This is a genomic window from Clostridium mobile, assembly GCF_018918285.1.
GTDB lineage: Bacteria > Bacillota > Clostridia > Clostridiales > Clostridiaceae > Clostridium_AW > Clostridium_AW mobile.
The window spans coordinates 890,805-910,352 of the sequence record NZ_JAHLQF010000001.1; the positions used below are offsets into that span (position 1 = coordinate 890,805).

Sequence of the window (19,548 nt, forward strand, 5' to 3'; positions counted from 1 at the left end):
TACCACTATGGTAATTGTATTTTTGGCTTTTTACTTGATTTCCTATAAATAACCAGCTTGTTTCCTATTGCCTGAACTCCCTCACAACTTAGTTCTTCACAAATCATGTCAGAAGCTTCTCTTGCAGTTAATCCGCTATTATTTAACACAGAAATTTTAATTATTTCCCTAGCTTCTAGGGCTGAGTCTACCTGTTTTATAAAATTTTCCTCTATTCCGCCCTTTCCTACTTGAAAAATAGGATCCATAGTATTAGCTAATGATCTTAAATAGCTTCTTTGCTTTCCAGTTATCATTCTTATCCTCCTAAATATATTGATTATTACAGTATAAAATCGAATTCGAAGTCTTTAAATCTTACTGTATCTCCATCTTCTATACCCTGCTCTAATAATTCATCCATAATTCCTTTATTCTTTAATACGGTGTGGAAATATCTTAATCCATCTGGATCATTAACATTAACACTTTGAAGAAGCCTATCTGCAAAACTTCCTTCAATAACATATACATCTTCTTCTTTTCTTATTGTATAAGTAAATCTCTTCTCTTCTGGAACATACATATCCTTTTCTTCTACTTCTAAATCTATTACAGGTATAGTTGATAAAATTCTAGCTGATTCTTTAATTAACTCTTTTAATCCTTGATTTGTCCCTGCAGATATCTTAAACACTTGTTTATATCCTAATTTCTCAACTTTTCTTTTGAAATCTTCAAATGCTTCTTCATCTACAAGCATATCACTCTTATTTGCAGCTATTATTTGAGGTCTATCCCATAGTTTTACGCTATATTTTTTTAATTCCTCATTTATCTTTAAGAAATCTTCATAAGGATCTCTACCTTCTATTCCTGATATATCTACTACATGAATCAGTAATCTTGTTCTTTCTATATGTCTTAAGAAGTCAAGTCCTAAACCAACTCCTTCAGCTGCTCCTTCAATAATACCTGGTATATCAGCCATAACAAAAGGTTCTATACCTGGCAATGATACAACTCCTAAATTTGGACTTAGTGTTGTAAAGTGATAGTTAGCAATCTTAGGTTTAGCATTAGTAACAATGGATAAGAGTGTTGATTTTCCAACATTAGGGAATCCTATCAATCCTACATCTGCAAGAAGTTTCAATTCTAACACTATTGTTCTTTCTTCTCCTGGCATACCAGGTTCAGCAAAATTAGGAGTTTGTCTTGTAGGAGTAGTAAATTTTACATTTCCTTTTCCTCCTTTTCCTCCCTTAGCCACTACATACTTATCTCCTGCATGAGATAAATCTGCCATTATTTTACCTGAAGCCTCATCCTTAACCACAGTCCCCATTGGAACTTTTATCAATAGCTTCGTACCATCTTTACCGAAGCATTTTGCCCCTGAACCATCTCCTCCTCTTTCAGATACATATTTTCTCTTATATGTAAAATCCAAAAGAGTAGTCATGCTAGGCTCTACAACTAATACTACATCTCCACCTTTTCCGCCATCTCCTCCATCTGGTCCACCTAATGGAACATATTTTTCCCTTCTAAAGGATATGGCACCATTTCCTCCGTCCCCTGATTTAACAAATATTTTTGCTCTGTCTATAAACAAACTTCTCACCTCTTAATCTACTTTTTAATCGTTTATAAATATAATTCTATAAGCAATATTATCCCCATAAATACATCTGTATACCGAAATTCCTTCTATTTCTATACTTAATTTTTCCCAGCTCTCCATCCAGTTCATTTCATCAATCAATTCTTCGTTATTACCTATAAAAAGACTCTGCCCTATTTCATCCTCAAAAAAATATATATGTAACGAATTCAATTCACTTTTTTCTACTTTATTAAATATATTATTTACTAAATTTATTTTTTTATCGTAGTCTATTTCAAAGGGCGGCTTAGAAAAGTTGGATATTTCTATGTCTATATTTACATCAACATTTTTTCCTAATATTCTCCTTATATTCTCCTCTAAGCTATAGGCTAAATAACTATCCCCTAAGCTATATATTTCACTTATATTTTCATTATGCATACTCAGTTTTTTTATAGCTTCTCTTGCCCTATCTTCCCTTCCCATCTGAAGATAACCATATATAATTTGAAGATCATTCATAAAATCATGCCTTTGTTTTCTTAATAATTCTATAGTTTTCTCAAGATCCCCCATAGTTCTCCCCCGATACATAAATTTTAAAAAAGCACCCTAAACCAGGGTGCTTTGTATTATTCAGCTACTACTACAACTTCTTCTATTCCTAATGGATAAACAGAAGCTCTTTTTTTGTTTTTACCAACTCTTTCGTATCTAACTATACCATCTACTTTAGCGAACAAAGTGTCATCTCCACCTCTGCCAACATTGTTACCAGGATGAATTTTTGTTCCTCTTTGTCTTACCAATATATTACCTGCTAAAACAAATTGACCATCTGAAGATTTAACTCCAAGTCTTTTAGATTCACTATCTCTTCCGTTCTTTGAGCTACCTACACCTTTTTTCGTAGCAAATAACTGAAGGTTCATTAGTAACATACTACTCCACCTCCTCTACTAAAACTTTTATATATTCACCGTAATTTTTTTCTACACTTTTCAATCCAAGTAACATAGTTTCCATTAAGCATTGACATTTATGTATTTGCTCAGAATTTTTATCTTCTAAGCTCAAACTTAGAAAACCATCTTCTGTATTTATATCCGCATCTACTTTAGCAACTTCAGTAATGCCATTGGCAATAGTTATGGATATAGCTGAAATAGCACAACAGACTAAATCATATCCTTCTTCTGCTGAATTTGCATGTCCTTTAATATTAAATGAAACTATATTATCTCTTTTCTTTTTAAATACTGCTTTGATCATAAGGCTTACGCGTTGATCTTTTCTATTTGAAGTTTAGTGTATGGCTGTCTGTGTCCTTGTTTCTTTCTATAAGCTTTCTTTCTCTTATACTTGAAAACAACAACTTTCTTGCCTTTTCCTTGGTTTACAACTTTAGCAGTAACTTTAGCTCCTTCAACTACTGGTTTACCAACAACGAATTCTCCATCAGCTTTGCTTACAGCAAGGATATCGTCTAATTCTATTGTAGAATCAACCTCAGCTTCTAATTTTTCAACGTAAATTACGTCTCCTTCTGAAACTTTGTACTGTTTTCCTCCAGTCAAAACTATAGCGTACATAAAAACACCTCCTCTAACCAGTCTCGCCATTTAAGGTACATAGATACTATGTTTGCAACCTTTTCTGCGCGGTCTACAAAAGCCATTTTAACATATCTGGCTGGCTTTGTAAAGTTTTTTAGCCGTATATTTTATACATTTTTAAGTTTTCCAATTGATTAGAAAATAATAAAGGTTCCACTTTATAATACTCTTCTCCATTAAAGAAATTTAAATAAACAGCTAGATCTAAAGCTTCTATTTCCTTTATAAATGAAATAATATCATCTTTTACATGTTTTTCGTAAACAGTATTAAGTTCTATATAAATATGCTTAATATTGTTACTTTCTTTTATTCTTTCTATTTCATTTTTTATCAGTAAATTTATATAAGAAAGCTTTAGTCTTTTGCCTCTACCTTTACAGCAACTACAAGGTTCATCCATATATTCCTCTATTAGCTTTCCTACTCTCTTTCTTGCAATCTGTACTAAGTTTAACTCTGTAAAAGGGTATATAACCGTTTTGATTTTATCTTCTATAAAGCCATCTTTTAATTTATTTAATACTTTTCCTTTATCTTCTTCATCCTTCATATCTATAAAATCAACTAGTATTATTCCACTTAAATTTCTTAATCTAATTTGATTAGCTATTTCCTCGGCTGCTTGAATATTGGTGATAAAGGCAGTCTTCCTCATGGATTCACCTTTAATATTTTTACCTGAATTAACATCGATTGTATACATAGCTTCAGTTTTTTCGATTATTATATATCCTCCACAATTCAATTGCACTTTGTTATTTCTAAGCTTTAATATTTCATTTTCTATGCCGTAGTACTGAAATAATCCTATTTCCTCATTATGAAGTTCTAAAAAAACATTAGCATCTTTTGCGTTAGCTATATAACTTTCTATTTCTTCGTAATCCTCAACATTATTAGCATATACTTTTGTGGTTTCTTCATCTAATTTGTCCCTTAAAATCCTGCCTAATATTCCTCCTGCTTTATAGAGTAGTCCAGGTTTTAAAGAATATTTCACTTTTCTATCTATATCTTCAAAGATGTTATACAGATAGGCTACTTCTTTATTTATCATATCTACGGTAACCTTAGAGGCATTAGTCCTTATCATAAGTCCTATGTCCTTTGGTTTATCTAATCCATTTTTAATATACGCTATTAAGTCTTCATCAGTTATTTTTTTAGAGAAAGTTACATCATTATCTAAGGTATTTAAAACACAATATCTTCCTGGAATAGATACTGCCGTTGTAACTTTAGGTCCTTTTTTTCCTATAGCTTCCTTAACTACTTCTACTAGAATCTCGTCGCCCTTTTTAATTCCAGTATTTTTAAACTTTCTATCTATATACATGTAGCAGTTTTCTTTATGCCCTATATCAATAAAGGCACACTTAATACCAGGAATTATATTTTTTACTACTCCCTTATATATTTCCCCTGGGAATGGCTCTTTTGAATCTTCTTCAATATAGCACTCTTTTAACTTATTATTTCTTTTTATTGCTATCCTTAATGTAGAACCATTTCGTTCTACGAATATCTCTTTCAAATTCAACACCTCTAGTCAAATTAGAGTATTACATTTTTCCTAGACACTCATCAAGTGGAAGAAGTTTATTGTTTAATCTTCCATAGGTTTCTTCTCTTTCGATTAAAACAAAAGCATCTTTATTTCCATTACTAGTATTTTCTAGGATAAATTTACTTAAAATATCTGCTGATAAGTTTTCCCTGCTTCCACAACTCACTAATACATCCATAGACAATAGATTTTCTCCAATTTTATATTGGATTTTTTTAAGCATTGGTTTTATATCTACTTCCTTTTCTCCACTTTTACCTTTTTTTACAACCTTCCACTCTTCCATATTGAATATTTTTTTTATTTCCCCGTCCAAATCTTCAGTATTATTATATTTTATTCTTATGGAATAACTGGCTGCATCTACAGCTGCCATGGATTGCGGTATCTTTTTCCCATCTTTTCCTTCTTTGTTTAGTTTTACTACATTAATAAATTTTATACCTGAAGGAGAGTTTTCATTTAGTTTTTCTTTAATATACATGGGGTCTAAATCTTCATTAAGATTTATATCCATATACTCTCCTTTAGAAAACATTCCTACTGAGAGAGGTTGGGATAAAGATATACTCATATGTGGATTAAACCCTTGTGAGTATTCTATTGGAAGCTCCGCTCTTTTAATTACCTTTTGAATAGTCCTCATTAAATCTAAATGAGAAATAAACTTTATATTGCTTTCCTTTGTGAATTTAACTAAATAACGCACCCTCAAAGCACTTCCCTTCTAGATTTATATTTGCACCACAAGCTGTACATCCCTCTCTACAATCTGGAGTTATTACTCCTGATTTTGCTCTTTCATTTTCTTTTATAAGATATTCTTTATTTACTCCTATATCTATAAAATCCCAAGGTAATATTTCTTCATAGCTTCTTTTTCTATATGCATAGAAATTAGGATCCACCTTACAATTTTCGAAGGCATTCATCCAATTATCATAATTAAAATACTCAGACCATCCATCAAATCTTGCTCCATTTTTCCATGCTTCTATAAGAACATCACATAGTCTTCTATCTCCTCTAGCAAAAATAGCTTCCATAAAGCTTACTTTAGATGCATGATAGTTGAAAGATATAGCCCTGCTCTTTATATTATCCTTTATAGCGTAAACTCTTTTCATTACTTCCTCTTCTTCTAATTGAGGTTCCCACTGAAATGGAGTGAATGGTTTAGGCACAAATATGGACGCGCTAGATGTTACCCTTAATCCCTTTTTCCTTTTATCCTTTGGTATTTTATAATATTCGTCTACCACTTTTCCTGAAGTTGTAGCTATACCTATAGCATCTTCAATTGTTTCATAAGGAAGTCCTATCATAAAATAAAGCTTTATAGTGGACCATCCTGATTCAAAGGCACTTCTTGTGGCATTTAATAAATTTTCCTCATTTACGCCCTTATTTATAACGTCCCTCATCCTTTGAGTTCCAGCTTCAGGCGCAAAGGTTAATCCAGTTTTTCTAACTTTTTGTATTTCATTTATTAAATCAACAAAAAATGAATCTATTCTTAAAGAAGGAAGGGATACACCTACTTTCTCATGTTGGTGTTTTTCTATTAAAGAATTTATAAGCCCTCTTATATCTGAATAATCGCAAATACTCAATGAGGTTAGAGATATTTCATTATAGCCTGTGCTTTTAAGAAGCTGTTCTCCTAACTCCATTAACTTATCTTTTTTCTTTTCTCTTATTGGTCTGTAAATCATTCCAGCCTGACAGAATCTACATCCTCTTGTGCATCCTCTAAAAGTTTCTAAATTAATTCTGTCATGAACAATTTCAGTATATGGAACTATTAATTTATCTGGATAAGAAATTTCATTGAAGTCCTTAATTATCCTTTTTTGAATCTTCTTTGGCGCATGCTCATATAAAGGTGTAAACTCCTTTATAGTGCCATCTTCATTATAATTTACCTCATATAAAGAAGGCACATATATACCTTTAATTCTACATGCCTCTTTTAGAAATTCACTCTTAGATTTTTCTTTAAACTCTTTATAAAGATCTAATAATTCATGTAAAACTTCTTCCCCTTCTCCTAAAATAAATATATCTGCTATATCGTAAAGAGGTTCAGGGTTATATGCACAAGGACCACCACATATTACAAGTGGCTCTTCTTCCTTTCTTTCTGAGGCTCTTATAGTTATTCCACCCATATCTAACATGTTTAATATATTTGTATAACTCATTTCGTATTGAAGGGTAAATCCTACAAAATCAAAGTCCTTTATAGAATCTTTACTTTCTAACCCATACAAAGGAACATTGTTTTCTCTCATAAGCTTTTCCATATCTGGCCAAGGAGCAAATACCCTTTCACAATAAGTATCTTTTCTTTCATTTAAGATATAATAAAGTATTTTCATTCCTAGATGTGACATCCCTACTTCATATACATCAGGGAAACAAAATGCAAATCTTATATCAATATTTTCTTTATCTTTTTTATATGAATTAAATTCTTCTCCTATATATCTAGCTGGCTTTTCTACTCTAAATAGAATATCATCAGGAATTAAGTTCATCAATATACCTCCTCTTAGGTTCTTATTTTTATATAATACCATATTAACTTTAAAATTGAAAATAATTTCACCATGGAAAATAGTCTTCAAAAGAATAATTAATTATCCTTTTGAAGATGCGTCATCCGTAGTTTTTATCTTGTACATCCATGAATTCTTCTAAGGTTATATTACCGTATAATTTTAATCCCTCTATAATTTCTTGTTCAAATATTAAATCTATCACTTTCATTTCATTATCTAATACGTAAAATATATTATATTTATTTTTTTCTACTATGCTTAAAATACTTACCAAAGTACTTTTATAGCTAACAGAAATACTTCTATTTTCAATGTATCCTCTTTTTAGAAATTTATTTTTCTTTTTAATAATATCTCCCATAATTATATATGTTATCCTTTCTCGTTCTTTTATAGAAGAAATAATAATAAATAAAGCTATAAGTCCTAAACTTATGTTACTTTTACCTGCAAAAAATAAAAAAAGGTAAATAAATATTAAAAATATACCTAAAATTAAACTAATATAAACTGTAATTAGATTTGCTTTTTTATAAATATATTTATAATTTAGTATTCCTCTTATTATCCTCCCACCATCCAAGGGATAGGCTGGAATTAAATTAAATAATCCTATAATTAAATTACATTCATATAATAATAAATATATATTTAAAGGTTTAATGGTAAATAATATATAAAATACTGCTGCCAAAATTAAATTTATAAGAGGTGCAGACAGAGATATAATCAGCTCTTCTTTAGTTGAAGCTTCATCTATATCTCTTAACTTCAAAACTGTCCCTACAGGCAAGATTTCTATTTGAAAACCTGCAAATCCAAAATATCGTGCAACTAAGTAATGTACACCTTCATGCAAAATCACTATAGCAAGTGAAAATAAAAGTTTTTTTTCATAGCCTATATAAAATAATATTAATAAATATGGAATGAAGTATTTATTTATTTTTATCAAGTCATTTTCCCATCCTATTTAATTGATAAATAATTTTCAGGATTTCTACTCTCTCCCATGAATAGGAGTTCAAAATGAAGATGTTCTCCTGTAACTTTTCCCGTTTTTCCGCTCTTTCCAATTACCTCACCTTTAATAACTGTTCCATCCTTTTTTACATCTACGGAACTTAGATGAGCATATCTTGTTTCTATTCCTTCCCCGTGATCAATTAATATATAGTTGCCTAACTCCGGATCTTCTCCACAATCTTTAATTTTGCCATTGTAAGCTGCTTTCACCTCTGTACCTTCTTTAACACTTATATCCGTTCCATGATGAAATTTGTTTTTATTATCTATAGGATCCGTCCTATAGCCGTATCCTGAAGTTACAGAACCATTGACAGGTAGAATAAACTCCTCACCTATCTTTTGATTCATAGTTTTTTTACCTGTTATCTTGCTCTTTGCACTTTCAATTATATTCGTTGCCTTTTCTTCTAATTCTTTAAAACTAAAATTTTTTATATTTATACCTAAAGAGGATATATCTGTGTTTTTATTTACTATTTCTTTAGAATAGTTGTATAGAAGTTGAGTCTTTGGAGTGACTATTACTTTACACATAAGAACTAGAAAGACTAACATAGTAGCTCCAACCAAATCTCTAATTATCCTTTTGGTTATATAATGTGAAATACTCCTTTGATTTTTGCCTCTATTAGAATAATTATTACTTACCTCTTTTCTTTTCTTCAGATTTCTATAATATTCCTCATATTGTGAATTATAGCTACCCATCTTTTTTCCCCCTTAAATAAAAATACAATCTATAAAATATATATTGAGATGAATTTTTAAATATTACTCTTATTTCTATGAAAGTTGAGAATGGATAGTTAATAGTTGGTAATTAGAAGTTGAACTATATAGTAAATAAAAAGGCCTTTTAACTTCCGTTAAAAGACCTTTTTCATTCTTAATTTTAAATTTTAAAAGTAGTGTGCTTTTAAAGCCTTAATAAACACTTCAGCAGAGCCTAAATTCGTTGCCAAAGGTACACAATGGAGATCACATAATCTTACAAGAGCAGTTACATCTGGCTCATGAGGTTGCGCAGTTAATGGATCTCTTAAAAATATTATAAAATCCATTCTCCCCTCTGCCACACGTGCTCCAATTTGTTGATCTCCTCCTAGTGGCCCTGATAAAAATTTATGAACCTTTAACCCAGTGTTTTCTTCTATCAATCTTCCCGTTGTACCCGTTCCAAAAAGTTGATGATCCTCAAATACTTCTCTGTATCTTTTCACAAAATCCACCATGTCTTCTTTTTTCTTATCATGGGCTATTAAAGCTATGTTCATAATGATTCCCCCTAGAAATTTATTTTTTTCCTTCTCATTCCTACATTTAAAACAAGAGCAATAGACATAAAGGCCGTGGTAAGAGAACTTCCCCCATAACTCATAAAGGGCAATGTAATACCTGTAATTGGCATAACTCCAATGGTCATACCAATATTTTGAAGTATAGAAAACATAAAAGTAGAAGTTACACCAATACATATCATAGATCCAAAAATATCTTTTGATGTTCTTGCTATATTTATAAATTTATATAGCAATATTCCATATAAAGCTAACAGAAAAATTGCCCCTATAAATCCCCACTCTTCCCCTACAACTGAGAAGATGAAATCTGTATGAACTTCTGGTATAAATCCTCCTGCTACTTGAGTTCCTTTAGTAAATCCTTTTCCAACTATTCCACCAGAGCCTATACCTATTTGAGATTGTATAAGCTGAAGGTTTGCACCTAGTTCATCAGCTCCAGGGTTTACTACTGATATCAATCTTACTTTCCAATAATCATGCATTAAAGGCGAATTCCATACTGCAGCTATCAATAGAATTATCCCTAGGATTCCTCCTCCTATAACTTTAAAATCTAATCCTGCTGCAAAAAACATACCTAGAACTATAAAAAAGCATACCATAGTCATTCCCATATCAGGCTGAATAACTATTAATATCATTGGTATAATTGCATACATAGACAACTTAAAAAAGTTTTTTACGTTATTTATTTCCCCTTCCATATCATCTAACTCTTTTGCTATCATTAATACCATTGCTAGTTTAGCAAGTTCTGATGGTTGTCCTAGAGTTATGGACCCTACTTTCATCCATGATCCAGCTCCATTAACTGTTGCCTTAAATATTGTATCATTTAAGAATAACAGTATTACACTGAACCAATAAAAGACTTTAACATAACCTTGAATTACAGAATAATCTATTAATAAAATAAAATATGTAACAACTAATCCTAAGCATATCCAAACTATTTGAGATTTAAATACTGAAATTCCTGCCCAAGTTTTTGTAGCACTATATATGTTTAATGCTCCAAAAATAGCTATAATCAATACCACAAATATTAACCCAAAATCCAATTCTTTTAATAATTTTTTACTAATTTTAAACTTATCTAACATTGTAAAACCCCTCCAATACCAAGTGATCACTAGCTTCATGTTGATTCTCTTATAAAAAAACACCTACTATAACTGAAGCTTAGAAGAAATTATCCAGGAACTTAACAGTTCTTATATCCCACCTAGGCAGTAAGGCAAAACCTTTGATTTTGTCCAAATCCCTTACTTCCCTGTTTAGGGAGAAGTTTCATCTCAATAGATAGAATATTAGAAATGGTTAGCTATCCAATAAGTATGATTATATCAATGTAGCTCCAAAAAAGCTATGTATAAATTTATACATAGCTTTTAAAATTATCTTCTTTTCAACATTTTTTTTATAGGAATATTTGCAACCAAAGCTGGAGAATTGCCTTCTTCTTCATCAGAAGTTGTCATGGTTATTTCCAATTCATCTTTATCAATTTCAACATATTTGGATATTACACTCATTATTTCTTCCTTAATATTATCTAAAAGCTCTGGAGAAACCGTCGCTCTATCGTGTATTAATATTAATTGTAATCTCTCCTTAGCCGTATCTTTTGAAGATTTTTTTGTGAAAAAACCCATAAAATCCATTAATATCACCCCTATTTAATTCCGAAGAGTTTCTTTAATGAATGCAAAAATCCACCTTCATTGGTATCCATAGTTAGAAATGCTATTTCTTCCCCTATAATTCTCCTAGCTATATTATTAAAAGCTTTTCCTGATACCGCTTTATCATTTAAAACTATAGGTTCACCTTTATTAGTTGAAATTGTTATATTTTTATCATCTGGAACAATACCTATCAATTTTATTGCCAAACTATCTAATATATCATTAACATCTAGCATGTCTCCATTTTTAACCATGTCTGAATTTATTCTATTTACAATGAGTTGAGGATCCTCTACTCCCTTAGCTTCTAATTTTCCTACTACTCTATCTGCATCTCTAACAGAGGTAACTTCCGGATTGACAACAACTAAAGCTCTATCAGCACCTATTATAGCGTTTTCAAACCCTTGTTCTATTCCAGCAGGACAATCAATCAATACATAGTCAAATTCCTCTTTTAACTCACTAATAAGTTTTGACATTTGCTCCTTTGATATATCGTCTTTATCTCTAGTTTGAGCTGTTGGAAGTAAAAATAAGTTAGGAAATCTCTTATCCTTAATAAGTGCTTGCTTTAATTTGCAATTTTCCTCTATTACATCCATTAAAGTAAAAACTATTCTATTTTCAAGTCCCATCAATACATCTAAGTTTCTTAATCCAGTATCTCCGTCTACTACAACCACCTTTTTGTCCATAGACGCTAAGGCTGTACCTATGTTTGCAGTAGTAGTTGTCTTACCAACTCCACCTTTGCCTGATGTTATTACTATAGCTTCTCCCATATAATTTTCCCTCCGTTATATAAATTTGTTTGGCAAATAAGGTTCTACAACTATTGTGTTTCCTTTTATTTTAGCTACCTCAGGATATTGAGGTCTAATATTTTCTTCTGGGGCTCTTGTAGCCACTCCTCCAATTTGAAGTATCTGTGGCTGTAAAGTAAATGCTGCAACTATTGCCTTTTCATTGCCACCTGCCCCTGCATGTACATAACCTCTTAAAACACCTAGAACAATTATATTTCCACCTGCATATATTTCAGCACCAGAATTAACATCCCCAACTATTACTATATTTCCTGAATAGTTAATAACTTGTCCGCTTCTTATAGTCCTTCTTATAAACTTAGTTCTACCTTCATATATACCTGAAAAAACTTTATTATTTTCATCCTCTGCATTTTCAAAAATGCAGTCTTTAATTAAAATTTCGTCAAAAAGTATATCCCTAAGCCTTCTTAATTCTTTATCGTTTATGTATTTTAGTTCCGTTGTAATTTTTAAAGTACAACCTTTATAAAACACCTTACCTTTAGATAATCTTTCAATTAAAGATTCGAGCATCTCATCAAAATCTTTAAATTTATTCATATTTATTACTGCATTTATTCCTTCTTTGTTTCCTTTTATTATTATACTATCATCTAACATAATTTTTACCCCTCCAAAGCAGGCATAACTTTATATTTCAACAAATATTGCGTAATTCCTTCTAAATTATCATATTCTTTTTAAAAAAGGCATATACAATTTTTGTATATGCCTTTAAATTTAATTTATATGCTGAAAATTGTAATTTTGCTTCGTTAGCTCCTCTTTAAAGTAAGCTTCATATATTGCTTTTGCAACGGGATTAACAGATCCACCATGTCCACCGTCAAATATTATTACACAAACAGCAATTTGAGGATTATCATAAGGAGCATACCCTATATAAACACCAGAAGAAGTTCTTCCTACTTTTTCTTGCACTCCATTTTCCCTGAAAGTAGCGGAACCAGTTTTACCTGCTGTAGCTATAGGGAAATCTCTAAATTCTGATGCACCTGTACCTTCATCGTAGGATGAAACGGCGTGCATACCTTCCCTTACTGCTTTAAGGGTTTCTGGTTTTAGATCTACTTTATCCATTACCTCTGGTTTATATTCTTGAACAACATTACCTTCAGCATCTAAAAATTTATCTACAAGATGTAATTCATATCTTGTTCCTCCATTAGCTATCATTGCAGCAAAATTAGCTAATTGAAGTGGTGTAAAATAATTAGATCCTTGACCTATGGCAGCATTATATACGTTACCCGGCCTCAATGCTTCTTCTTCAACTGCATATACAGCCTTATAAATTTTATTCATAGCTGCCGATATATCTCCATCAGTAAATTTTTTCGAATTCATGCTAGGAGATTTTTGAATTACCTCCTTTAACATGCCTTTTACTGATTCAGAGAAATTAGGCACATTTCTATATCTCATTTGCTTTATTATAGTGTCGTATATTTCTTCCTTTAAGCCTTTTACTTCTTTGCTATCTGTATCTCTAACTCTTAAATCTATTCCTTCGTAAGTGTTAGTATTTTTTACTTTTCTCAATTGAAGCAATTCATCATATAAAGACCATATATATATATTAGATGCTTTATTCTTTTCTGATTGAACATTAAATACCTGACCAAATAATTCTGGTATTTCTATTCCTGTTGTAGGGTTTTCAACATCATGTGGCGCACCTAATCCAAATTTCCATGCATATTCAGCTAAAGTATCCAAACCTTTTTCATATAACCTATCTCCAACTTCAAAAAAGAAGTAGTTGTTTGAATATGCTAAAGCCTCCACCACATCTAAGCTACCTTTACTTGAATAATTCCAGCTTCTACCTTTGTATCCATGCTTAGTATAAATTAAATTATCATATATAGTTTCATTAGGTCCCAGTACTCCTTCTTCTAAGCCTGCTATAGCTGTTAGTGGCTTAAAAGTAGATCCTGGTGATGTAAAGGATGAAGTTGCATAGTTAAAAAAAGGTTTAGGGTAAATATCATATACATCTCTTCTTGAACCATCTTTTTCAACAGGGAATAACTCCTCTGCAGTTACACTGAGACTTCTGTTCGCTATATAATCTTTCGCAAACTCTTCATAATCCGGGTTAAAAAGACTTGTGTATAATTCACTTGTCAACTTTCCAGGTACGGAGAAAATATTTGGATCGAATCCTGGTTTGCTGACTAACGCTAGTACACCTCCAGTATTTACATCGATAGCTACCGCAGCTCCCCTTGTAGCATTTGATGTATCAACTCCATCATAACTTACCCTTGGATTATCTCTTAAATTTTTCATAGTCTTATCCAAAGCGTCCTCAGCTGCTTTTTGAACATCCTTATCAATATTAAGTTTCATAGTTTGCCCTGGATAAGGCTCCCTTCTGCCTAATTCTTCAATAACTCTTCCTTGTTTATTTAATTTTACAATTCTTCCACCTTTAGAACCCTTTAATCTATCCTCAAAAACAGCTTCTAACCCTGAAACTCCAACATAATCTGAACTTACATCATAGCCCTTCTCTTTATATTGTTCTGAATTATTACTAATCTTAGAAATGTATCCTAAGAAAGCTGATCCTAATTCATCATTAGGATAGTACCTTACTGGTTGAGTTGTAACATCTATACCTGGAAGATCATTTAATCTCTCTGAAAATACAAACGCAGTATCCCTTTTAATATTACTTCCTATTATTACAGGTTTATATCCAGTAAAACTCTGCATCTTCATAGTATCTCTTACTATAAGATATTTTCTTTGCTTTTCTAAAGGATACTCCATTTTATCTATTCCATATTCACTGATGATACTATCTAAAATTTCTTGTCTATCCTTAGACTTGCTATTTTTATATTCATCTAATTTATTTTTAAATTCTGTAGTTGATTTTATGTTAAATCTACTAGTTATTATTGGATAAGTCTCCTCTGGTGCAATTCTGTATTGTTCTAATAAATTCTTAAAATCTTCTTTAGGATAAATTTTATACTGTTCTACTAATAACTTATATGTTTGCTCTGGAGTTATTTTTAACAATTCCTTATTAACCTGCTTTATTTCTTGGTCTGTAAATTTACCTTTTTTATCAGGAAATAATTTTTTTTCAATAGCTTCATTTAATCCTCTGTCTCTTTTAAATCTAATCTCTAATGATTCTTTAGCCTTTGCATCATTAGTCTTAAATTCAAATCTATAAGGATTTGCCTTTAACTCAAGATCATCTTGAATTTTCTCACCATTACTCTCTAATAAGTTGAACACTTTATCCATAGTTTCAAAAAAATACTTTTTATTATCACTTGTCTCATTATATACTAACATATAGCTTTGAATATTTGTTGCTAGTATTTCGTCATTTCTATCTATTATAGGTCCCCTTGGGGCCGGATCAGGAATCTCTGTTATAGCCGTAAGACTTGCTCTCTCTTTGTAATATTCGCTATCTTTTATCTGAAGAATTCCTAATTTAAAAATCAGAATGGAGTATATTACACCCATTATTAAAAAGAAGGCCGTAAATCTATTAAGCTTTTTCTTCTTATCCTTCATAATTCACCATTCCTTTAAAACTTCCATTTTCTCTCCATATAATCCTTGTTGCATAAGTTAAATACAAACTTATACATGGGAATCGAAACTAACATATTATATAGGGAATTAAAAACTATATTTCTTAAAGGCATATTTACACTAACAATATATAACAGCATAAACACTAGTATTCCTTTAAAAATGCTCAGCAAAAAACTAGTTGCTACTGGAATTAATATTTTTTCTTTAAATATATTAATTCCAACATAACCTGCTATTACACAACTCAACATATTTGTTAATGCATTTATACCTAAAACATTTGAAAAATAAACATCTTGCAGCAACCCTGCAAAAACACCTAGCCATAAGCCTTCCCAACTTCCATTTATAATTGAATAACTCACTATAAATACAAATAAAAGGCTAGGACTAAATCCTTTAATGGCAAGAAAAGGTATAATTGAATTATCTCCTATAAAAAGTATAAGAACTATGGAAAATAAAGTTACTATCTTTCTCATACCCATCACCTAATATTCAATTTATTCTTGGGAACTACTACCAAAACCTCTTCTAGCTTAGAAAAATCTACAAAAGGTTGTATAATAGCATTTTTCATAACTTTACCTTTGTCCTCTTCAACATCTATTACTTTACCTATTCTAATACCTTTTGGATATATTCCTGTTCCTGATGTCAATATAGAATCCCCTACTTTAATTTCAGACTCTAATGGAAGGTAGTAAGTTTTTGCTAATTTCTTATTTCTACCATCCTTATAACCTTTAGTTACCCCTACACTCTCCCTAGTACTTTGTACTATACTAGTAACAGCTATATTTTCATTAGACAGCGTTTGAACTTTAGCCCAGTTATCTCCTACTGAACCTATTTGCCCAACTAGTCCATCTTCTGTTATTACTGCCATTTGTTTTTCGATTCCATCCTTTTTACCCTTATTAATGGTAAATTCCTCTAAAAAGTTTCCTCCGCTTCTTCCTACAATGTCACATCCTATATAGTCATATTCAGAGTTCTGATCTTTAAATTTTAACATTCCTCTAAGTCTTTCATTTTCTTCCTTTAATACATCATAATCTTTTTCTTTGCTTTCTAATTCAGTATTTCTCTTTTTCAATTCTTCATTTTCGTTTTTAACATCAGAAAAACTAGTAACAAATTCTGTAAAATTCTTAGCCTTTGTATTAATTTTATAAAATAATCCTTGAATAGGATTAACCGCTACCCCCACACCGTTCTCAACAAAAGATACTTTTTCTCTTTTGGCACTATACCCAATTAAAACTAAAAATGTAACTGACAGTACAACTATAGCTACTGCCAGTTTATTTTTTAAAAAGCCCATATTTATCTTTTTCTTCTGCTATCCAATAATTTATCTAAAGTATCTAATGCTTTTCCTGCTCCTATGGCAACACAATCTATAGAAGCATCGGCTATGTGAACTGGCATATGGGTTTCTTCATTAACAAGTATATCTAATCCTTTTAGTGTAGCTCCTCCACCAGCGAGCATTATACCTTTATCCATTATATCTGAAGCTAATTCTGGTGGTGTTTTTTCTAAAGTGCTTTTTATAGCCTCTATAATAGAAGCTACAGGTTCTGCTAAAGCCTCTCTTATTTCACTTTCAGTTATATCTATAACTTTAGGTAGACCAGTTATTAAGTCCCTACCTCTTATCTGCATTGAATTATTTTCTCCAGTATCGTATGCAGATCCTAACTCAATTTTTACATTTTCAGCTGTTCTTTCTCCAATCATTAAATTAAAATTCTTTTTTATGTAACTTATTATTGATTGATCAAATTCATCTCCTGCAACCCTTAAAGATTTGCTAGTTACTATTCCACCTAAAGAAATAATCGCAACTTCAGTAGTTCCTCCACCAATATCTACAATCATGCTTCCTGTAGGTTCGTTAACTGGAAGCCCTGCTCCAATAGCTGCTGCCATAGGTTCTTCCATAAGTAATACTTCTCTTGCTCCTGCTTGTTTTGTAGCTGCATCTATTGCTCTCTTTTCAACTTCAGTAACTCCTGATGGAAAACATACAATTATTCTAGGACTAGTAAAAGCACTTTTAGAACTTACTTTTTCAATAAATTTTTTCAACATAGCTTGAGTCACATCAAAATCTGCAATTACTCCATCTCTTAATGGTCTTATAGCTATTATATTACCCGGAGTTCTTCCTATCATTTGTTTAGCTTCTTCACCAACTGCCAATACTTTTTTTGTGTCACTATTTATTGCAACAACGGAAGGTTCTCTTAAAACTACTCCCTTTCCTTTTACGTATATTAATGTATTTGCTGTTCCTAAGTCTATTCCCATATCTTTAGATATTCCAAACAATGCCATCTATAATTTCTCCTTTCAATCACACCATGCCTTTTTCTTTTAAACTTATATAAACTCCGTCACCAATTATTATGTGATCCAATAGTTCTATACCTATTATATTACCACATTCCACTATCCTTTTTGTAATGTCAATATCTTCATTACTTGGCATAGGGTCACCAGACGGATGATTATGACAAATAATTATTGATGAACTATTATTTTTTATTGCTTCACAAAATATTTCTCTTGGATGCACAATAGAACTATTTAAACTTCCAATAAATATATCTTTAACCTTTACAACACCATTTTTAGTATTTAACATTATTACTTTAATATATTCTTGTTTTAAATATCTCATTTCCTCCATAACCAAAAAAGCTGCATCCTGAGGTTTAGTTATTTGGTAATTATCTCCTGACTTAAAAGACTTGAATCTTTTGAAGAGTTCAGATAAAGCTAAAAGTTGACATAATTTAGCCTCTCCAATACCATCGATTTGCATTAATTCTTCTCTAGATAATTCTAAAATACCATTTAAGCCTTTAGATATCTCCATTATATTTCCACATAAACTTAAAACATTTTCTTTTTTACTTCCTGTTCTTAAAATAATTGCCAATAATTCCACATTAGAAAGACTTTCGCATCCATATCGAAGTAATCTCTCTCTAGGTCTTTCATTAATAGGTAAATCCCTTAGTTTTAAATTGTTTTTCATTAAATTTAACTACTCCTTTTAAAGATTTACCCCCATCTCCTTTAGCATTTTATATAGACTATTTAGAGGAAGACCTACAACGTTGTAATAACATCCGTTTATTCTTTCTACAAAAATTCCTCCATAGCCTTGGATTCCATAAGCACCAGCCTTATCAAAAGGTTCCTTACTTTCTATGTATTTTTTTATAAGTTCATCTGAAAGATTAGAAAACTTAACTTCTGTACATATGTAATCTGTCATTATAGAGTTAGTTTCTTTATTATAGATAAATATACCAGAGTAAACATGGTGAACATTTCCGCTTAATTCTTTAAGCATAGAAAAAGCTTCTTCTTCACTTTTAGGTTTACCAAGCACCTTACCATTAAAGAAAACCACTGTATCACAGGCAATAATTAAGGAATTATTATCTTTAATATTTGAAACTACATCCATTCCTTTTCCTTTGGCTAATTCTATGACATAATTTCCACAATCTCCATTAAATCGAACCTGATCTTCATCAAATTGGCTCACAATAACTTCGAAATCACCCAGTATTCTTTTTAATAATTCTTTTCTTCTTTCTGAAGCTGACGCTAAAATAATTCTCATTTTTACACTTCCTGTATCGGTTTTTAGTAATTATTGCCACATTATTAAAAATTATATCTTTTACCTTTTATAGTTTATCATTTATATAATTTATTAACAAGTATGTATAATATAATGTTAATAAAATTTTT

22 protein-coding genes are annotated in these 19,548 nt (G+C 30.9%); all 22 read right to left on the minus strand.

Annotated features, from left to right (window positions below; translation table 11 throughout):
- Positions 1 to 5 precede the first annotated feature (5 nt).
- Positions 6 to 296 (minus strand): ribosome assembly RNA-binding protein YhbY, encoded by a 291-nt coding sequence (gene yhbY / locus KQI86_RS04375; RefSeq protein ID WP_216437919.1) that lies wholly within the window; start codon positions 294 to 296, stop codon positions 6 to 8.
- Between the two features lie 26 nt (positions 297 to 322).
- The gene (obgE, locus tag KQI86_RS04380) at positions 323 to 1,597 is read right to left on the minus strand and encodes a GTPase ObgE (protein WP_216437920.1); all 1,275 of its coding nucleotides are present in this window, start codon (positions 1,595 to 1,597) and stop codon (positions 323 to 325) included.
- A gap of 24 nt (positions 1,598 to 1,621) precedes the next feature.
- Positions 1,622 to 2,167 (minus strand): Spo0B domain-containing protein, encoded by a 546-nt coding sequence (locus tag KQI86_RS04385; RefSeq protein ID WP_216437921.1) that lies wholly within the window; start codon positions 2,165 to 2,167, stop codon positions 1,622 to 1,624.
- Between the two features lie 56 nt (positions 2,168 to 2,223).
- Positions 2,224 to 2,532, minus strand: coding sequence for a 50S ribosomal protein L27 (rpmA, locus tag KQI86_RS04390; protein ID WP_216437922.1), 309 nt, complete (start codon positions 2,530 to 2,532; stop codon positions 2,224 to 2,226).
- Position 2,533: 1 nt separating this feature from the next.
- Entirely contained in the window at positions 2,534 to 2,863 is a 330-nt protein-coding gene (locus KQI86_RS04395) for a ribosomal-processing cysteine protease Prp (protein ID WP_216437923.1), read from the minus strand.
- Between the two features lie 5 nt (positions 2,864 to 2,868).
- The gene (gene rplU / locus KQI86_RS04400) at positions 2,869 to 3,183 is read right to left on the minus strand and encodes a 50S ribosomal protein L21 (protein ID WP_216438341.1); all 315 of its coding nucleotides are present in this window, start codon (positions 3,181 to 3,183) and stop codon (positions 2,869 to 2,871) included.
- A gap of 118 nt (positions 3,184 to 3,301) precedes the next feature.
- Complete coding sequence (locus KQI86_RS04405; protein WP_216437924.1) at positions 3,302 to 4,744, minus strand: Rne/Rng family ribonuclease; 1,443 nt, start codon at positions 4,742 to 4,744, stop codon at positions 3,302 to 3,304.
- A gap of 28 nt (positions 4,745 to 4,772) precedes the next feature.
- Entirely contained in the window at positions 4,773 to 5,492 is a 720-nt protein-coding gene (locus KQI86_RS04410) for a TIGR03936 family radical SAM-associated protein (protein WP_216437925.1), read from the minus strand.
- Positions 5,470 to 7,317, minus strand: coding sequence for a TIGR03960 family B12-binding radical SAM protein (locus tag KQI86_RS04415; RefSeq protein ID WP_216437926.1), 1,848 nt, complete (start codon positions 7,315 to 7,317; stop codon positions 5,470 to 5,472). The genes KQI86_RS04410 and KQI86_RS04415 overlap by 23 nt, the downstream gene beginning before the upstream one ends.
- Before the next feature lie 121 nt (positions 7,318 to 7,438).
- On the minus strand, positions 7,439 to 8,296 hold the full coding sequence (locus tag KQI86_RS04420; protein WP_216437927.1) for a M50 family metallopeptidase: 858 nt from the start codon (positions 8,294 to 8,296) through the stop codon (positions 7,439 to 7,441).
- A 14-nt stretch (positions 8,297 to 8,310) separates the two neighbouring features.
- Positions 8,311 to 9,078 carry a M23 family metallopeptidase gene (locus KQI86_RS04425; RefSeq protein ID WP_216437928.1) on the minus strand — a complete coding sequence of 256 codons (768 nt, stop codon included), beginning with the start codon at positions 9,076 to 9,078 and terminating at the stop codon, positions 8,311 to 8,313.
- Between the two features lie 191 nt (positions 9,079 to 9,269).
- A complete protein-coding gene (gene mgsA, locus KQI86_RS04430; RefSeq protein ID WP_216437929.1) occupies positions 9,270 to 9,644 on the minus strand; it encodes a methylglyoxal synthase in 375 nt (124 codons plus the stop codon).
- Positions 9,645 to 9,655: 11 nt separating this feature from the next.
- On the minus strand, positions 9,656 to 10,777 hold the full coding sequence (gene rodA / locus KQI86_RS04435) for a rod shape-determining protein RodA (protein WP_216437930.1): 1,122 nt from the start codon (positions 10,775 to 10,777) through the stop codon (positions 9,656 to 9,658).
- A 294-nt stretch (positions 10,778 to 11,071) separates the two neighbouring features.
- The gene (gene minE, locus KQI86_RS04440) at positions 11,072 to 11,338 is read right to left on the minus strand and encodes a cell division topological specificity factor MinE (RefSeq protein ID WP_216437931.1); all 267 of its coding nucleotides are present in this window, start codon (positions 11,336 to 11,338) and stop codon (positions 11,072 to 11,074) included.
- 11 nt (positions 11,339 to 11,349) lie between these two features.
- Positions 11,350 to 12,147 carry a septum site-determining protein MinD gene (gene minD, locus KQI86_RS04445; RefSeq protein WP_216437932.1) on the minus strand — a complete coding sequence of 266 codons (798 nt, stop codon included), beginning with the start codon at positions 12,145 to 12,147 and terminating at the stop codon, positions 11,350 to 11,352.
- Positions 12,148 to 12,162: 15 nt separating this feature from the next.
- The gene (minC, locus tag KQI86_RS04450) at positions 12,163 to 12,795 is read right to left on the minus strand and encodes a septum site-determining protein MinC (protein WP_216437933.1); all 633 of its coding nucleotides are present in this window, start codon (positions 12,793 to 12,795) and stop codon (positions 12,163 to 12,165) included.
- 120 nt (positions 12,796 to 12,915) lie between these two features.
- The gene (locus tag KQI86_RS04455) at positions 12,916 to 15,744 is read right to left on the minus strand and encodes a penicillin-binding transpeptidase domain-containing protein (RefSeq protein ID WP_216437934.1); all 2,829 of its coding nucleotides are present in this window, start codon (positions 15,742 to 15,744) and stop codon (positions 12,916 to 12,918) included.
- A gap of 14 nt (positions 15,745 to 15,758) precedes the next feature.
- Positions 15,759 to 16,250, minus strand: coding sequence for a rod shape-determining protein MreD (gene mreD / locus KQI86_RS04460; protein WP_216437935.1), 492 nt, complete (start codon positions 16,248 to 16,250; stop codon positions 15,759 to 15,761).
- 5 nt (positions 16,251 to 16,255) lie between these two features.
- Positions 16,256 to 17,095, minus strand: coding sequence for a rod shape-determining protein MreC (gene mreC / locus KQI86_RS04465; RefSeq protein WP_216437936.1), 840 nt, complete (start codon positions 17,093 to 17,095; stop codon positions 16,256 to 16,258).
- Positions 17,096 to 17,097: 2 nt separating this feature from the next.
- Positions 17,098 to 18,114, minus strand: coding sequence for a rod shape-determining protein (locus KQI86_RS04470; protein ID WP_216437937.1), 1,017 nt, complete (start codon positions 18,112 to 18,114; stop codon positions 17,098 to 17,100).
- 19 nt (positions 18,115 to 18,133) lie between these two features.
- Positions 18,134 to 18,820 (minus strand): RadC family protein, encoded by a 687-nt coding sequence (radC, locus tag KQI86_RS04475; protein ID WP_216437938.1) that lies wholly within the window; start codon positions 18,818 to 18,820, stop codon positions 18,134 to 18,136.
- An 18-nt stretch (positions 18,821 to 18,838) separates the two neighbouring features.
- A complete protein-coding gene (locus tag KQI86_RS04480) occupies positions 18,839 to 19,417 on the minus strand; it encodes a Maf-like protein (RefSeq protein WP_216437939.1) in 579 nt (192 codons plus the stop codon).
- Positions 19,418 to 19,548 lie beyond the last annotated feature (131 nt).

Bases quoted from the DNA above. Each gene is read 5' to 3' on its own strand.
- yhbY (WP_216437919.1), bottom strand. From the start codon at position 296: ATGATAACTGGAAAGCAAAGAAGCTATTTAAGATCATTAGCTAATACT.
- KQI86_RS04385 (WP_216437921.1), bottom strand. From the start codon at position 2,167: ATGGGGGATCTTGAGAAAACTATAGAATTATTAAGAAAACAAAGGCAT.
- rpmA (WP_216437922.1), bottom strand. From the start codon at position 2,532: ATGTTACTAATGAACCTTCAGTTATTTGCTACGAAAAAAGGTGTAGGT.
- KQI86_RS04395 (WP_216437923.1), bottom strand. From the start codon at position 2,863: ATGATCAAAGCAGTATTTAAAAAGAAAAGAGATAATATAGTTTCATTT.
- rplU (WP_216438341.1), bottom strand. From the start codon at position 3,183: ATGTACGCTATAGTTTTGACTGGAGGAAAACAGTACAAAGTTTCAGAA.
- KQI86_RS04415 (WP_216437926.1), bottom strand. From the start codon at position 7,317: ATGAACTTAATTCCTGATGATATTCTATTTAGAGTAGAAAAGCCAGCT.
- KQI86_RS04425 (WP_216437928.1), bottom strand. From the start codon at position 9,078: ATGGGTAGCTATAATTCACAATATGAGGAATATTATAGAAATCTGAAG.
- mgsA (WP_216437929.1), bottom strand. From the start codon at position 9,644: ATGAACATAGCTTTAATAGCCCATGATAAGAAAAAAGAAGACATGGTG.
- rodA (WP_216437930.1), bottom strand. From the start codon at position 10,777: ATGTTAGATAAGTTTAAAATTAGTAAAAAATTATTAAAAGAATTGGAT.
- minE (WP_216437931.1), bottom strand. From the start codon at position 11,338: ATGGATTTTATGGGTTTTTTCACAAAAAAATCTTCAAAAGATACGGCT.
- minD (WP_216437932.1), bottom strand. From the start codon at position 12,147: ATGGGAGAAGCTATAGTAATAACATCAGGCAAAGGTGGAGTTGGTAAG.
- minC (WP_216437933.1), bottom strand. From the start codon at position 12,795: ATGTTAGATGATAGTATAATAATAAAAGGAAACAAAGAAGGAATAAAT.
- KQI86_RS04455 (WP_216437934.1), bottom strand. From the start codon at position 15,744: ATGAAGGATAAGAAGAAAAAGCTTAATAGATTTACGGCCTTCTTTTTA.
- mreD (WP_216437935.1), bottom strand. From the start codon at position 16,250: ATGAGAAAGATAGTAACTTTATTTTCCATAGTTCTTATACTTTTTATA.
- mreC (WP_216437936.1), bottom strand. From the start codon at position 17,095: ATGGGCTTTTTAAAAAATAAACTGGCAGTAGCTATAGTTGTACTGTCA.
- KQI86_RS04470 (WP_216437937.1), bottom strand. From the start codon at position 18,114: ATGGCATTGTTTGGAATATCTAAAGATATGGGAATAGACTTAGGAACA.
- radC (WP_216437938.1), bottom strand. From the start codon at position 18,820: ATGAAAAACAATTTAAAACTAAGGGATTTACCTATTAATGAAAGACCT.
- KQI86_RS04480 (WP_216437939.1), bottom strand. From the start codon at position 19,417: ATGAGAATTATTTTAGCGTCAGCTTCAGAAAGAAGAAAAGAATTATTA.